This is a genomic window from uncultured Sphingorhabdus sp., assembly GCF_937872355.1.
GTDB lineage: Bacteria > Pseudomonadota > Alphaproteobacteria > Sphingomonadales > Sphingomonadaceae > Sphingorhabdus_B.
The window spans coordinates 1-13412 of sequence record NZ_CALMSV010000249.1 but is presented as its reverse complement, the minus strand read 5'-3'; the positions used below and the strand labels follow the sequence as shown (position 1 = coordinate 13412).

The 13412-nt window shown below is 58.2% G+C and carries 15 protein-coding genes; 9 read left to right on the top strand and 6 right to left on the bottom strand.

Annotated elements, in window-relative coordinates:
- From Q0239_RS16020 to Q0239_RS15990, 7 genes are all read left to right on the top strand, one after another.
- The coding region (locus Q0239_RS16020; RefSeq protein ID WP_298604733.1) for a zinc-binding dehydrogenase at positions 1-516 on the top strand (516 nt) is incomplete at its 5' end.
- A gap of 14 nt (positions 517-530) precedes the next feature.
- Positions 531-1595: a phosphotransferase family protein gene (locus tag Q0239_RS16015; RefSeq protein ID WP_298604735.1), complete on the top strand. Its 1065-nt coding sequence runs from the start codon at positions 531-533 to the stop codon at positions 1593-1595.
- Positions 1596-1706: 111 nt separating this feature from the next.
- The gene (locus Q0239_RS16010) at positions 1707-2480 is read left to right on the top strand and encodes an SDR family NAD(P)-dependent oxidoreductase (protein WP_298604731.1); all 774 of its coding nucleotides are present in this window, start codon (positions 1707-1709) and stop codon (positions 2478-2480) included.
- A gap of 2 nt (positions 2481-2482) precedes the next feature.
- Positions 2483-3286: an SDR family NAD(P)-dependent oxidoreductase gene (locus tag Q0239_RS16005; RefSeq protein ID WP_298604728.1), complete on the top strand. Its 804-nt coding sequence runs from the start codon at positions 2483-2485 to the stop codon at positions 3284-3286.
- A gap of 1 nt (position 3287) precedes the next feature.
- Positions 3288-4490, top strand: a complete 1203-nt coding sequence (locus Q0239_RS16000) for a serine hydrolase (RefSeq protein ID WP_298604726.1) — start codon at positions 3288-3290, stop codon at positions 4488-4490.
- A gap of 17 nt (positions 4491-4507) precedes the next feature.
- On the top strand, positions 4508-6517 hold the full coding sequence (locus Q0239_RS15995; RefSeq protein WP_298604724.1) for a 3-hydroxyacyl-CoA dehydrogenase NAD-binding domain-containing protein: 2010 nt from the start codon (positions 4508-4510) through the stop codon (positions 6515-6517).
- A gap of 158 nt (positions 6518-6675) precedes the next feature.
- Positions 6676-7143: a CHAP domain-containing protein gene (locus Q0239_RS15990; protein WP_298604722.1), complete on the top strand. Its 468-nt coding sequence runs from the start codon at positions 6676-6678 to the stop codon at positions 7141-7143.
- On the opposite strand, the gene Q0239_RS15985 is transcribed toward Q0239_RS15990, so the two are convergent.
- Both Q0239_RS15985 and Q0239_RS15980 read right to left on the bottom strand, forming a co-directional pair.
- Positions 7144-8454 (bottom strand): MFS transporter, encoded by a 1311-nt coding sequence (locus Q0239_RS15985; protein ID WP_298604720.1) that lies wholly within the window; start codon positions 8452-8454, stop codon positions 7144-7146.
- The gene (locus Q0239_RS15980; protein ID WP_298604718.1) at positions 8454-8777 is read right to left on the bottom strand and encodes an antibiotic biosynthesis monooxygenase; all 324 of its coding nucleotides are present in this window, start codon (positions 8775-8777) and stop codon (positions 8454-8456) included. Before Q0239_RS15980 ends, Q0239_RS15985 begins: the two co-directional genes overlap by 1 nt.
- A 140-nt stretch (positions 8778-8917) precedes the next feature.
- On the opposite strand from Q0239_RS15980, the gene Q0239_RS15975 reads away from it, so the two are divergent.
- Positions 8918-9544, top strand: coding sequence for a class I SAM-dependent methyltransferase (locus Q0239_RS15975; protein WP_298604716.1), 627 nt, complete (start codon positions 8918-8920; stop codon positions 9542-9544).
- On the opposite strand, the gene Q0239_RS15970 is transcribed toward Q0239_RS15975, so the two are convergent.
- Positions 9541-10749, bottom strand: a complete 1209-nt coding sequence (locus Q0239_RS15970; RefSeq protein WP_298604714.1) for a phosphatidylserine/phosphatidylglycerophosphate/cardiolipin synthase family protein — start codon at positions 10747-10749, stop codon at positions 9541-9543. The two genes, Q0239_RS15975 and Q0239_RS15970, sit on opposite strands and share 4 nt — an antisense overlap.
- A 128-nt stretch (positions 10750-10877) precedes the next feature.
- Between Q0239_RS15970 and rpoZ the strand changes: the two genes are divergently transcribed.
- Positions 10878-11222 (top strand): DNA-directed RNA polymerase subunit omega, encoded by a 345-nt coding sequence (gene rpoZ, locus Q0239_RS15965; RefSeq protein WP_298604712.1) that lies wholly within the window; start codon positions 10878-10880, stop codon positions 11220-11222.
- On the opposite strand, the gene Q0239_RS15960 is transcribed toward rpoZ, so the two are convergent.
- The 3 genes from Q0239_RS15960 to Q0239_RS15950 form a co-directional block, all read right to left on the bottom strand.
- Positions 11219-11839, bottom strand: coding sequence for a DUF3800 domain-containing protein (locus Q0239_RS15960; RefSeq protein WP_298604710.1), 621 nt, complete (start codon positions 11837-11839; stop codon positions 11219-11221). The two genes, rpoZ and Q0239_RS15960, sit on opposite strands and share 4 nt — an antisense overlap.
- 20 nt (positions 11840-11859) lie before the next feature.
- A complete protein-coding gene (locus Q0239_RS15955; protein WP_298604708.1) occupies positions 11860-12165 on the bottom strand; it encodes a hypothetical protein in 306 nt (101 codons plus the stop codon).
- Positions 12166-12323: 158 nt separating this feature from the next.
- The coding region (locus Q0239_RS15950; protein WP_298604706.1) for an AAA family ATPase at positions 12324-13412 on the bottom strand (1089 nt) is incomplete at its 5' end.

Genomic DNA, 13412 nt, shown 5'->3' with positions numbered 1-13412 from the left:
GTTGGTCTTGCGACCATCAATGCGGCTAAGATTGCCGGGGCAGGGCGCATCATTCCCGCTGATCCGATTCCGGAAAAGCGCGAACTGGCGAAAAAGCTCGGTGCGACCGACGTGGTCGATGCACTGGCAGACGATGCTGCGGCGCAGATCATTGATCTGACCAATGGTGGCGTTGACCATGCGGTTGAGGCGGTCGGCCGTCCGGCTTCGGGCGAACTGGCAGTCAAATCGCTGCGCCGAGGCGGCACGGCAACGATCCTGGGCATGATGCCACTGCAACATTCGGTTGGCCTGTCGGCGATGGATCTGCTTTCGGGCAAGAAACTGCAGGGAGCGATCATGGGCGGCAACCGCTTCCCGGTTGATATGCCGCGCCTTGTCGATTTCTACATGCGCGGGCTGCTCGATCTCGACAGCATCATATCCGAGCGTATTCCGCTCGAGCAGATCAACGAAGGCTTCGAAAAGATGAAGAAGGGCGATAGCGCGCGCAGTGTTATCGTATTCGATCAATGAGCGATGCCGCCGCAATGAATGCCGAGGAAGCCTTTGTCGGCACGGTCGAGCCTGAAGGCGCCGACAAACTTGATGAAGGCCGCCTTACCGAGTGGATGCAGGCAAATGTGGAGGGCTTCAAAGGCCCTCTGCACCTGACCAAGTTCAAAGGCGGGCAATCGAACCCGACTTACAAGATCGAAGCGGAGTCGGGCAATTATGTCCTCCGGCGCAAACCCTTTGGGCCGTTGCTGCCTTCCGCCCATGCGGTCGACCGCGAATATAAGGTTCAGGCCGGGATGTATAAGACCGGCTTCCCCGTCGCCCGCCAATTTGGCCTTTGCACCGACGACAGCGTCATCGGCAGCTGGTTCTACGTCATGGGCATGGTCGACGGCCGCACCATCTGGAACGGCGCTATGCCGGGTAGCACGCCGGAGGAACGCCGCGCGGTCTATTTCGAGATGTTCGATGTCCTCGCCAAATTGCACAACACCGATATCGAGGCTGCGGGCCTTTCCGATTTCGGCAAGCCGGGCAATTATTTCGGCCGTCAGGTTGATCGCTGGACGAAGCAGTATCGCCTGTCGGAAACCGAAACCATGCCCGGTATGGAAAAGCTGATTGAGTGGCTGCCTGCTACCCTGCCTGAACAAACCCGCACCAGCGTGGTCCATGGCGATTTTCGCATTGATAATGCGATTTTCGATCGCAACAGCGAAAAATGCCTCGCCGTTCTTGATTGGGAATTGTCGACCATTGGCGATCCGCTGGCAGATTTCTCCTATGTCGCAATGGCATGGGTGACCGAAAATGGCGGGCGTTCAGGCGTCAAGGATCTGGACCGCATGGAGCTCGGCATCCCGGAACTGGAAGAAGTCGTCGAGCGCTATTGCGCAGCAACCGGACGCGACAGCATTCCCGATCTCAACTGGTACTTCGCCTATAACTTCTTCCGCCTTGCCGGGATCATGCAGGGTATCAAGAAGCGTGTGATCGATGGCACCGCCAGCTCGGCGCATGCCAAGGCCATGTCTGATCGCGTCACCCCGCTCGTGGATCGGGCTTGGGAATTTGCGGTAAAGGCCGGAGCGGCTTAAATTGGCGTAGCCCCGGCGCAGGCCGGGGCTGCTTTTGTTTGGCCCAATTGCGCTGCGCAAATTTCCTGCAGCCCCTGCGGTCGCAGGGGCGATGACATTGGAGGATGGAGAATGTCCCTTTTTGACATGAGCGGGCAGGTTGCCCTGATAACCGGTTCGTCGCGCGGCATTGGCAAGGCGATTGCCGAGGAAATGGCAGAGCATGGCGCAAAGGTGGTCATTTCCAGCCGCAAGCAGGATGCCTGTGATGCAGTCGCGGCCGAAATCAACGCGAAATATGGCGCTGGCACTGCAATCGCGGTCGCGGCCAACATTTCCTCGAAAGATGATTTGCAGCATTTGGTCGATGAAACGCGTAAGGCTTTTGGCAAGATTACTGCCTTGGTCTGCAATGCGGCATCCAACCCCTATTACGGCCCCAGCGCCGGGATCAGCGATGATCAATTCCGCAAGATCATGGACAACAACATCCTGTCCAACCACTGGCTGATCCACATGGTCGCATCCGAAATGTGCGAACGCGGACAGGGCTCGATCACCATCGTGTCGTCGGTCGGCGGTTTGAAGGCTTCGACTGTCATCGGTGCCTATTGCATTTCCAAGGCCGCCGACATGCAGATGGCACGCAATCTGGCCGATGAATTCGGGCCAAAGGGTGTGCGTGTGAATTGCATTGCACCGGGCCTGATCAAGACCGACTTTGCCCGCGCGCTTTGGGAGAATCCCGATACGTTGGAAATTTCAACGCGCCGTTCGTCGCTGCGCCGCATTGGTGAGCCGTATGAAATCGCCGGGGCAGCGGTATTCCTTGCCAGCAAGGCAGGCGGCTTTACCACAGGACAAACGATCGTCATCGACGGCGGCAATACAATTTCAGGAGGATGAGCATGGGCGCACTCGCAGGCAAAGTTGCAATCATAACAGGCGCGGGTTCGGGCATCGGCCGCGCATCTGCCAAACGGTTCGCTGCGGAAGGCGCGAAGCTCGTCATCGGTGACAAGACCGAAGCGGTTTTCGAAACGGCCAAGATGGTTGAGGAAGCTGGCGGCACCGTCACCGCGCTGCAGATCGACGCCGGCGTCGAGGCCGATGTTGCGAAGCTCGTCGAGACCGCGAAAGCCAATTATGGCGGTTTCGATGTTTCCCTCGCCAATCCCGGTATCATCGGCGACATGGGCGGAATCTTCGAAAAAGATCCCGCGACAATGGCCCAAACATTCCGCGTCAACGTCATCGGTCCGGCACTGATGGTGAAGTATGCGGGCAAGGCGATGGTCGATCAGGGGCGTGGCGGGTCCATCGTACTGACTGCCAGCGTTGCCGGCCTCAATTCGGGCGCTGGCCCGCTAACTTATTCGGCATCGAAGGCAGGCGTCATCAACCTCGCCAAGACAGCGGCACAGCAGCTCACGACATCGGGCGTGCGCGTGAATGCAATCTGCCCGGGCCTCACTGAAACCGGCATGACCAAGCCGACCTTTGACTATGCCCGTTCGAAGGACGTGATGCACAAGGTGGGGCAGTTGAACCCGCTGAAGCGCGCTGCCCAGCCGGAGGAATTGGCCAATGTTGCATTGTTCCTCGCCTCTGATCAGGCAAGCTATGTCAATGGCCAGGCGATTGCGGTCGACGGTGGCTTGACCAGCTCACATCCGGTTACGCGGCAACTTCTCGGACAGACGGCACACTGACATGAGCGACGACAACGCAGCACTCGAACTTGGTTTTCTGCCCGATCGGCTAGCCCGCATTGGCGCGCATATCCAGTCCAAATATCTGGACAGTGGCAAGCTGCCCTTTGGCGCGCTGCTGATCGGGCGCGGCGATGAAGTCGCGCATACATGGGCGTCCGGTGTCGACCATGATGCCATTTTCCGCATCGCCAGCATGACCAAGCCGATCACCTCGATCGCCTTCATGCAACTGGTCGAGCAGGGCAAGGTCGCGTTGAGCGAGCCTGTCGCCAAATATATTCCGGAATTTGCCGATCTGGGTGTGTTCATGGCTGGCGGCGGCAATGTGCCCTTCACAAGCCGCCCTCCCACGACGCGGCTCAACATCATCGATGTGCTGCGCCATACCACCGGCTTCACGTACAGCTTTCAGGAACGCACACCGGTCGACGCCGCCTATCGCAAGACCGATCTTGAGCACTGGATGAAGAATGACAGCCAGAGCTTCATCAACCACCTCTCGCAGATTCCGCTCGAATTCGATCCCGGCACTTGCTGGAATTATTCGGTTTCGACCGATGTACTTGGCATTTTGGTAGAGCGTATTTCAGGCCAGTCGCTGGGCGATTATTTTCGCGAGCATATTTTTGAACCGCTCGGCATGAAGGATACCGGCTTTAAGGTTGCGGCCGACCAAGCACATCGCATTCCGCCCTGCTATGCCTTCCATCCCAAGGACAAGATGGTGCAGACCGACAAGGCAGGGGCCGACAGCCTGTGGGCGCAAGGTTGGAAGTTTGAATCGGGTGGCGGCGGCCTTGCCTCGACCGTCCACGATTATCATCGTTTCTGCCGGATGTTGCTCAATGGCGGCGCTCTGGATGGTGTCCAGATCGTCAGCCCTAAGACATTGGAGCTGATGACTGCCAACCATCTGCCTGGCGGCGGCGATTTGACCCAGCATTCGAAATCGCTGTTCAGCGAAGCGGAAAATGCAGGCATCGGTTTCGGGCTTGGCTTCGCCTGCAATATCGATCCTGCAGCCACGATGCTCGCGGGATCGAAGGGTGAATTCTACTGGGGCGGCATGTATTCGACCGCCTTCCTTGTCGACCCGGTCGAGGATCTGATCATGGTTTTCATGACCCAACTCGCGCCCTCATCGACCTATCCGATCCGGCGTGAAATTCGCACGATGATGTATGCGGCTTTGGCCGCCTGACTAACTGGAGACAGAGTATGCAATCCGTAACCACCTCGCAGGACGGTGAAATCCTCGTCCTTTCCGTCAACAACCCGCCGGTCAACGCGCTTAGCTGGCACGTGCGCCAGGGCATTTCGGACGGTATCGAACAGGGGCTGAAGGACGACAGCGTTAAAGCCATCGTCATCCGCTGCGAAGGGCAGACCTTCATCGCAGGTGCTGACATCACCGAATTTGGCAAGCCGCCGCAAGGGCCGGATTTCAATGCTGTGCTCAACACCATCGAAACCGCGACCAAACCGGTGATCGCGGCAATCCACGGTACCGCGCTAGGTGGCGGTCTCGAGACGACTCTTGTCTGCCACTATCGCATCGCAGTTCCTTCGGCGAAACTCGGTGTACCCGAAGTCAAGCTTGGCCTGCTGCCTGGCGCTGGCGGTACCCAGCGTCTGCCGCGTCTTGTCGGCATTGAGCAGGCGGCAGTGATGACCTCGCTCGGCGAACCGATTTCGGCGCAAAAGGCGCTTGATACCGGTCTGATCGACAAACTGGCGAGTGAAGACAGCCTCGCTGCCGATGCCGTTGCTTTCGCACGCGAATGCGTTGCCAAGGGCCCGCGCCACACCCGCGACCTGCCCGTCAAGGGCGACACCGCAATCATCGCCAAGCTTGAGGCTGAAAATGCCCGCAAGTGGAAGGGCTTCGAAGCACCTTATGCGAACCTGCGCTGCGTGGCTGCCGCGGCAGAAAACCCAAATATCGAAGATGGCCTGAAATTCGAACGCGCCGAATTCATGAAACTGATGACCGGCAGCCAGTCCGCGGCGCAGAGGCACATGTTCTTTGCCGAACGTCAGGCAGCGAAGATCGACGGCCTGCCCAAAGACACCCAGTTGCGCGACATCAAAAAGGTCGGCGTGATCGGTGCGGGCACCATGGGTGGCGGCATCACGATGAACTTCCTGCAAAAGGGAATACCGGTCACCATAGTTGAAATGGTGCAGGAAAATCTCGATCGCGGCGTCGCCGTGATCCGCAAGAATTACGAAGCGTCGGCCGCAAAGGGGCGTTACACCAGCGAGCAGGTTGAAAAGATGATGGGCCTACTCATGCCCTCGCTCAGCCTGGACGATCTTGCCGATTGCGACCTTGTCATCGAGGCGGTCTATGAAAGCATGGACGTCAAGAAAGACGTGTTCGGCAAGCTCGACAAGATCTGCAAGTCGGGTGCGATCCTAGCCTCGAACACCAGCTATCTGGACGTGAACGAAATTGCGGACTCAACATCGCGCCCGCAGGATGTGCTTGGCATGCACTTCTTCTCGCCGGCCAATGTGATGAAGCTGCTTGAAGTTGTGCGCGGTGACAAGACCGCTGACGATGTCCTCGCCACCGCGATGGCGATCGGCAAGAAGATCGGCAAGGTTGCGGTGGTTGCGGGCGTCTGTCACGGTTTCATCGGCAACCGCATGCTCAGCCAGCGGCAGACCCCGGCCAATGCGCTGTTGATGGAGGGCGCATCGCCCGAACAGATCGACAATGTCTTCACCGAATTCGGCTTTCCCATGGGGCCGTTCCAGATGGGTGATCTGGCAGGGCTCGATATCGGCTGGCACCGCGACATGGAAAAGGAGCCGACCAACATCCGCGAGGCGATGTGTAAGGCCGGTCGCTGGGGGCAGAAAAACGGTAAGGGCTTTTACGACTATGACGAAAAGCGCAACCGCACGCCGAGCGCCGAAGCACTCGCGATCATCGAAGATTTCCGTAGCCGTTCGAACATGCAGAAGCGTGAAATCAGCGATCACGAAATCATCGAGCGCTGCCTCTATCCGATGGTCAATGAAGGCTATCTGATCCTTGAAGAAGGCAAGGCACAGCGCGCATCCGATATCGATGTCGTCTGGATCTATGGCTATGGCTGGCCCGTCTATCGCGGTGGCCCGATGTTCTGGGGCGACCTGGAAGGTGCCAAGAAAATCGTCGAATCGCTTGAGCGCCAAGGCGTGAAAGTTGCTGAATCGCTGAAGGCGAAAGCGGCCTGATTTCCTCCCATCGCCGGTGAGTTGAGGCTCACCGGCGATGGGCTGAATATGAACAACGGTTCATCTCGCGACTCTGGCAAGTCGCCGACTAGATATTGTGGTGAGACCCGGGCGCAGCCATCAGGCTGACACAAGATAAAGATCTGGGGTCGCTTTCCATGTTCCGCAAGAAAATTGTCGCCGCTCTTGGCGCGCTTGCCCTTCTCATTCCCGCTCAGGCCATGGCGCTGCAATGCGCGCCCTTTGCGCGTGACATTTCGGGTATCGAGATTTTCGGTAATGCAGGAACCTGGTGGGGTCAGGCGGCTGGCAAGTATGAGCGGGGCAATGAGCCTAAGGTTGGCGCGGTCATCGCCTTCAAACCCACCCGCTCGATGCCCATCGGGCACGTTGGCATGGTCAGCAAGATTGTTTCGGATCGCGAAGTTTTGATCGACCATGCTAACTGGTCGGTAATCAATGGTCGTCGCGGCCAGATTGAACGCGGCGCCCGTGTATTAGACGTTTCGGCGGCAGGCGATTGGAGCGAAGTCCGCGTCTGGTACGCGCCGGTAAACGGTCTCGGCACCTCCAGCTATCCGCTTTACGGCTTCATCTACAAGGATGGCTCAAGCAACGAAGCTTGATCAAGCGTCCAGCGGCTTGGGTGCATCGTCCAGCGCCTTGCGTCCCCAAACAATCAGATAGAGCAGCGCCGCTCCAATCAGGATGAAGGTCGCCGGTTCCCACCAGTTGAACAGGGCCACGCCAATGGCCGGTGTGAAAATATAAGCCGAGCCGTTCAACGATGCGATCTTGCCCGCCACATCGCCCTGCTCAAAACGGCGAACGGCCAGCGAAGCGCCTGTGGTAAAGCCCGGACGGTATAAACCGAACCCCAGCGAAGCGAGGGCGAAGCCCAAAGTGATGCCGTAAAAATCGAAGCTCACCCCAACGAGCGTGATGCCGAGCAGTGCGAGAAATGCGCCCCACAGCACAGACGCGCGCGAACCGATCTGCAGGATGGGAATCAGCCCCCATTGCGCGAGCAAGGTGGCCATCGCGCCGACGAACATGACGGATCCCGTTGCTTCTACCGTTTCCTTGGGCAGATCGTGCAGGCCCAACCGGTCGCGGATAAGAAAGCCCACCACGCCCAACATGATAGCCTGCGCATGGCCCCCGATCAGGCCCGCCACCAGCCAGCTTGCAAAACGTTCGTCGCGCCAGGGCAGCCGCACTTCTTCGCGGGGCAGGGCGTTATCTTCCTCGACGCCTTCCTCGACTTCGGGTTGGTTGACGGAAGCGGCGGAGGGGTAGGACGTCACGATTCCGCGCGCGGCAAAGCGCGGTGTATCATTGGGCAGGCGGAGCTTGAGAGCAACAAGCACCAATACGCCAAAGCTGGCGAAAACTACCAGAGGCCCGGCCAGTCCGAACGGCTCGAAAATCAGGAAATGGGCAAGGGCAGGGCCGATAACGGTGCCTAGGCCAAAGGACGAAGCAAGCAGTGACAGCGCCTTGGCGCGTTCCTCGCGCTCTGTCCGCGCGGCGATATAGGCTTGCACGGCTGGCGGCGCTGCAGAACCGAAACCGCCATAAAGGCTGCGGAATATGGCAAAGATGATGAAGGTCGCTGCGGGTGCGATAAAGCCTTCAAGGCCAAGCCACAGCACCAGCCCGCACAAGCCCATTGATGCCGCAAAGCCGATGACGCCGACGGTCATCAATGCTTTGCGCCCGCGCTTGTCCGACAGCCGGGCCCATTTGGGTGCAGTCAATACCCACAGCAAAGCAGACCAGCTGAAGGCGAGGCTGACCCAAACATCGGCGATGTCGAGCTTGCTCGCAATTGCGGGCAGCGCGGATTGCATTGCGGTGTTGCCCGCCGCAGCTACCAGCATCACCAGGAACAGAATCGTTACCCGATCGGCTGGGATGGCCGGGCTTTTGGGCATTATGGCTTCACCCAGTCATAGCTGCGCGTGACCGAAGCGACGTGCAGATCGTACCAGCTATACCAGCGGTCCCGCCCCGCATCGCGGATTGCCGCATGTTCGGTGTTGTCGCGCCATGCCTTGGCAGCGTCCTCATCTGCCCAATAGCTGACGGTTATACCGATGCGATCGTCGCCACGCGCTGAATTGATACCAAGATATCCGGGCTGCCTACTGGCGAGATCGACCATTGCGTCGGCAGCAACTGAATAGCCCGCATCATCCGCCAATGTCCGTTCGGCAATGAAGATGACCGCAACGGTCGCAGGCGGGTAGGTTGGCATGCTCCACCCATAGGATTGACTTTACGTTTGGGGCAACCCCGCCCGTTCGTTTTGTCGACTTTTTTGCTTAACCGGCTTGCATCGCGCGCGCGCATTTGCGAGTGCAGTTGCTTACTGTATTACAGCCCTAAGGCGGATTGATGAACAACGGTTCGGTAGCACTCACTTCGAAGATCGAACGCATCAAGACATCGGTGCAACGGTTTTTCGGCCCTTGGGGCGTATTCTTTAAAGGCTTTCTCAAGCATCCGGTGATGGTCGGCTCGATCATCCCGTCCTCGCGCTGGACGGTGCAGAAAATGCTAGCCCCGGTGAAGTGGGACGAATGCAAACTGTTCGTCGAATACGGCCCCGGCGTTGGTACCTTTTGTCAGCCAGTGCTCGACCGGATGCGTCCGGATGCGACACTGCTGGTGATCGACACTAACCCCGATTTCATCGAATTTCTGCGCAAGCATTTCCGCGACAGCCGCTTCATCGCGGTGCACGGGTCTGCAGCAGATGTGAATGATATCATTCGAGGCTTCGGCTTTGAACATGCCGATTATGTATTGTCGGGTCTGCCCTTTTCGACGCTGCCCGGTGACCTTGGACCAAAGATTGCCGAGGAAACCGGCGAGGCTATCCGCCCCGGCGGTGCATTTCTGGTCTATCAGTTCCGCGCCCGCGCTCGCGACTTCATGGAACCGCATTTCAAGCGCATCGACAATGGCTATGAATTCTGGAACGTCCTGCCCTGTTACTTGTTCTGGGGCTGGAAAGGCTAAGCCTTCTTTCCCGGAAGTCGCTTTTGCAGCATTTGGGTGATGCGCAGCGAAATGCGCCGCCCGATATTATAGTCGACGCTATTGACCAGCAGATAGGCCAGCGACCAGCGGAGCCGATTGAACCATGACAGCCGGTTGCGGTGCAATTCCGGAGTCTGCACTTCGCTCTTGAGCGCCAATTGACTGGCTAGTCTGCGCAAATAGTCTGCCACCCCGGCATCGTCGATCCGCAGCATCAGTTCCTTGTTGATGAACAGGCTGCGGATATCGAGATTGGCCGAGCCGATATAGCTGGCATTGTCGATAACCAGCAGCTTGGTGTGGAGCAATTGCGGCTGGTATTCGCAAATCTGCACATCCCGCTTCAGCAGATAGCCGTAGAGGATACGCGCAGCACCGATCGTCGCGCCATTATCGGTCCTGCCTGCCAGCACCAGCCGTACGTCGCCACCCTTGCGGGCTGCCGATGCCAGCCGCCGCAGGATTGTCTGTGTGGGTGAAAAATAGGCGGCGACTATATCTATCGTTCGGGCATTTTTCAGGTCGCGCTTGAGCGCCAGCGCCCAAGGTGAGATGCGGTTGGTGGGGCCGCCAACCAACCATTGCAAAGGCCCTTCCCCCGGTTGCCAGGTGCGGATCAGGCGCCGCAATGCGAGCAGGCGCACGCCGCCATCCGCCGACAGTTGGATCAGTTCGGAAATATAGCTCGATATTCGCGCGACTTCCGGCCCCGATATGGTCAGGCCCAGATCCTCCCAGCTATCGTCTCCGCGTCGTCCGAAATATTGGTCGGTGATGTTGAAGCCGCCAATCAAGGCATGCGCATTGTCAATGACCAGCAATTTCTGGTGGTTGCGGATCAAATAGGAAAGCCGCCAGCGCGAGCTGAAAAAATGATAGCTACCGCCTGCCTCGGCTATCGGCTGGAAGAAGGATGCCGGGACTTTTGACGAACCGAAGCTGTCGATCAGCACCTCAACGTTCACACCACGCAGCGCTGCCGCCGCCAGTGCGTCGCGTACTTCAGTTCCGCTGGTATCGTTATGGAACATATACATGCTCAGCGTGAGACTGTGTGTCGCCGACCCGATCAGCCGCAGCAGGCTTTGCAGGCGCTCTTCTGGATCGTGCAGGATATGCAGAATGTTTCCGGCGATTTCGAACCGCTTACCCGGTAAATCCAACGCGGTTTTCGAAGCTTCCATATAGGGCAGATAAGAGGTCGCATCGCGACACGCAACCGGCGCAAGCGCGCGCTTTTCATTGACAAGTCGGGCCTCAACCCCTAATTGCGCTCGACTTTCCAAACATTCAAAGTGATTCAGGAGCCGACATGGCGCGCGTTACCGTTGAAGATTGCATCGATAAGGTTCCCAACCGTTTTGATCTCGTTTTGCTCGCTGCAGAGCGCGCACGCGAGATTTCCGGCGGTGCCGAGCTGACGATTGATCGCGATCGCGACAAAAACCCGGTCGTTGCCCTGCGTGAAATCGCTGAAGAAACCGTTCGTCCGGAACATCTGAAGGAAGGCCTGACGCAGTCGCTGCAGAAGGTTCAGGTCGATGAGGACGAAGAAGTCGATGACATCGGCTCGCTCGCCAGGTCGGCAGAAGCGCTTCGCCTGACCGCTGCGGCGCCTGCACGCAGCGCTGGCGTCGCCCGCGACTACGACCGTTAATCGGCAGGCGGGGGTTCTTCCCCGCCACCCAATACACGCATCTTTATTTGCCCGCTTTCGAGCAGTGGCGCAGCTATGGCCGCTATCCGACCCTGCCGTTCGGTTACCAGTGCACGGTTGAAAAAGGTGTTGGCGATAACATCGGCGATCTGCAGCCCGGCCAGCCTGTGACTATGTTCCAGCTGGGTTGTGCCACAAGGCCCTACTAGTTTGGCGATATCGGCCCGGATTGCTGCCAAGGTTTCGGGGCCATACCGTCCGTCATCGATAATTACGCTATCACAGCCTGGAATTTCGGGCAGCATTGCACCGACCACATCTTCGAGCAGTGCCGCATAGACATCAATGTCATGATCGCCACGGTCGGCATTTTTTTCCGGAACCAGTGCGGATATCGCAATGCCGATTGAAATCTTTGCTTCGCTGTCTTTGACGAGTTCGAAAAGCAGCGCGCGTTCGGCGAAATCGATGCGGCTTCCCTTCACCTCACCATGATAACCGGTAACGGTGCGGAAACGGGCAATCAACGCCTCAGCCCTGTCCTCTTCAATGTCAATTGCGGCCAGCGTCATTACCCCGCGCCCGACACCACCAGATTCATCACAATATATTGGCATGGAGCGATGCTAGCGCGCGTTCAGGGGCACGGATAGCGCTTCTTCATCGCATCGAACATCGCGGTCGTGATCGTTGTCTTTGGTCGGACAGCTGCCGGATAGGTGCGCAAATGGGCAAGAAGCTGTTCGGAATTTAGCGATGCCGTTTTCGGCGGGCAGCTGTGCGGTGTACGCCCGGCCTTCTTGTCGGCGGCTATTGTTTCTCGATAGGTTTTGCCAGCTGCATTTGCTTCGCCATAAAGGATCTTGATATCTGGAGAACCAAGCGCCCCCATACCCCTGGCCTTCAGTGCGTCTGCTTTGGCTAGGAATGTCGCAACGTTCATGTCGCCAGAACCAGCAACGGCGGGGGGCGCGGGCCCCCCCCCGACAAAACACACAAAAGCACCGATATTCCGCCATTTCCAATCTCCCCTCAGTTACCCGCCGGACGGGAGGCCCGCCAATTTGAATGGCAAGTGAATCAGCGTACTAGTCCGTGACCTCACGCACCTTGCGGGCTGGTTCCACCAACGCTTGTCCGCTTGCCCCGACCAGCCTTTGGAATCGCGGTACCAACGGTCGGGATATCTTTCGGTTGCACGGTCTTGCTGCCATCGCGCTCGAATTTTCCGGTCTCAAGCAGTTGCTTGATTTCGTCGCCCGACAGCGTTTCAAACTCGAGCAAAGCTTCGGCGAGCAGGTTCAACTGCTTGCGATGCTTTTTCAGTAGCGCGGTAGCTTTGGCATAGCCGCCTTCTACCAGTTTGCGGATTTCGGCGTCGATCTTCTTCGCTGTCTCGTCCGACATGGCAGAGCGCTGGCTATAGCCATAGCCTAGATAGCCATCCTGCTTTTCTTCATATTGCAGCGGGCCCAAATCGTCCGACATACCCCATTGGGTCACCATGTCGCGCGCAAGACTGGTAGCATATTGGATGTCACCCGATGCACCGCTGCTGACCTTGTCATAGCCGAAGACCAGTTCTTCGGCGACGCGGCCACCCATGCTGACCGCCAGGTTGGCGTGCATCTTGTCACGGTGGTAACTGTAGTTATCGCGCTCCGGCAGGCGCATCACCATACCGAGGGCGCGGCCGCGCGGAATGATGGTTGCCTTGTGGATCGGATCCGAGGCCGGTTCGTGGATCGCGACGATGGCATGGCCAGCTTCATGATAAGCCGTCATGCGCTTTTCGTCTTCGGTCATGACCATCGACCGGCGTTCGGTGCCCATCATCACCTTGTCTTTGGCATCTTCAAACTCTTTCATGGCGACAAGGCGCTTGCCGCGACGTGCTGCGAGCAACGCGGCTTCATTGACGAGGTTGGCCAGATCTGCACCCGAGAAGCCCGGCGTTCCGCGTGCAATCACGCGCGCGTCAACATCGGGAGCTAAAGGCACCTTCTTCATATGGACGCCCAGAATCTTCACGCGGCCGTCGATATCAGGGCGCGGAACTACAACCTGGCGGTCGAAACGGCCCGGGCGCAGCAGTGCCGGATCGAGAACGTCGGGGCGGTTGGGCGCGGCGATGATGGTAGTGCCTTTATTTGCTTCAAAACCCTCCATTTCGACCAGCAATTGGGTCTG

What these genes read in the sequence shown, in the direction of transcription:
- Q0239_RS16015 (WP_298604735.1), top strand. Translation starts at nt 531, where the DNA reads ATGAATGCCGAGGAAGCCTTTGTCGGCACGGTCGAGCCTGAAGGCGCC.
- Q0239_RS16010 (WP_298604731.1), top strand. Translation starts at nt 1,707, where the DNA reads ATGTCCCTTTTTGACATGAGCGGGCAGGTTGCCCTGATAACCGGTTCG.
- Q0239_RS16005 (WP_298604728.1), top strand. Translation starts at nt 2,483, where the DNA reads ATGGGCGCACTCGCAGGCAAAGTTGCAATCATAACAGGCGCGGGTTCG.
- Q0239_RS16000 (WP_298604726.1), top strand. Translation starts at nt 3,288, where the DNA reads ATGAGCGACGACAACGCAGCACTCGAACTTGGTTTTCTGCCCGATCGG.
- Q0239_RS15995 (WP_298604724.1), top strand. Translation starts at nt 4,508, where the DNA reads ATGCAATCCGTAACCACCTCGCAGGACGGTGAAATCCTCGTCCTTTCC.
- Q0239_RS15990 (WP_298604722.1), top strand. Translation starts at nt 6,676, where the DNA reads ATGTTCCGCAAGAAAATTGTCGCCGCTCTTGGCGCGCTTGCCCTTCTC.
- Q0239_RS15985 (WP_298604720.1), bottom strand. Translation starts at nt 8,454, where the DNA reads ATGCCCAAAAGCCCGGCCATCCCAGCCGATCGGGTAACGATTCTGTTC.
- Q0239_RS15980 (WP_298604718.1), bottom strand. Translation starts at nt 8,777, where the DNA reads ATGCCAACCTACCCGCCTGCGACCGTTGCGGTCATCTTCATTGCCGAA.
- Q0239_RS15975 (WP_298604716.1), top strand. Translation starts at nt 8,918, where the DNA reads ATGAACAACGGTTCGGTAGCACTCACTTCGAAGATCGAACGCATCAAG.
- Q0239_RS15970 (WP_298604714.1), bottom strand. Translation starts at nt 10,749, where the DNA reads ATGGAAGCTTCGAAAACCGCGTTGGATTTACCGGGTAAGCGGTTCGAA.
- rpoZ (WP_298604712.1), top strand. Translation starts at nt 10,878, where the DNA reads ATGGCGCGCGTTACCGTTGAAGATTGCATCGATAAGGTTCCCAACCGT.
- Q0239_RS15960 (WP_298604710.1), bottom strand. Translation starts at nt 11,839, where the DNA reads ATGCCAATATATTGTGATGAATCTGGTGGTGTCGGGCGCGGGGTAATG.
- Q0239_RS15955 (WP_298604708.1), bottom strand. Translation starts at nt 12,165, where the DNA reads ATGAACGTTGCGACATTCCTAGCCAAAGCAGACGCACTGAAGGCCAGG.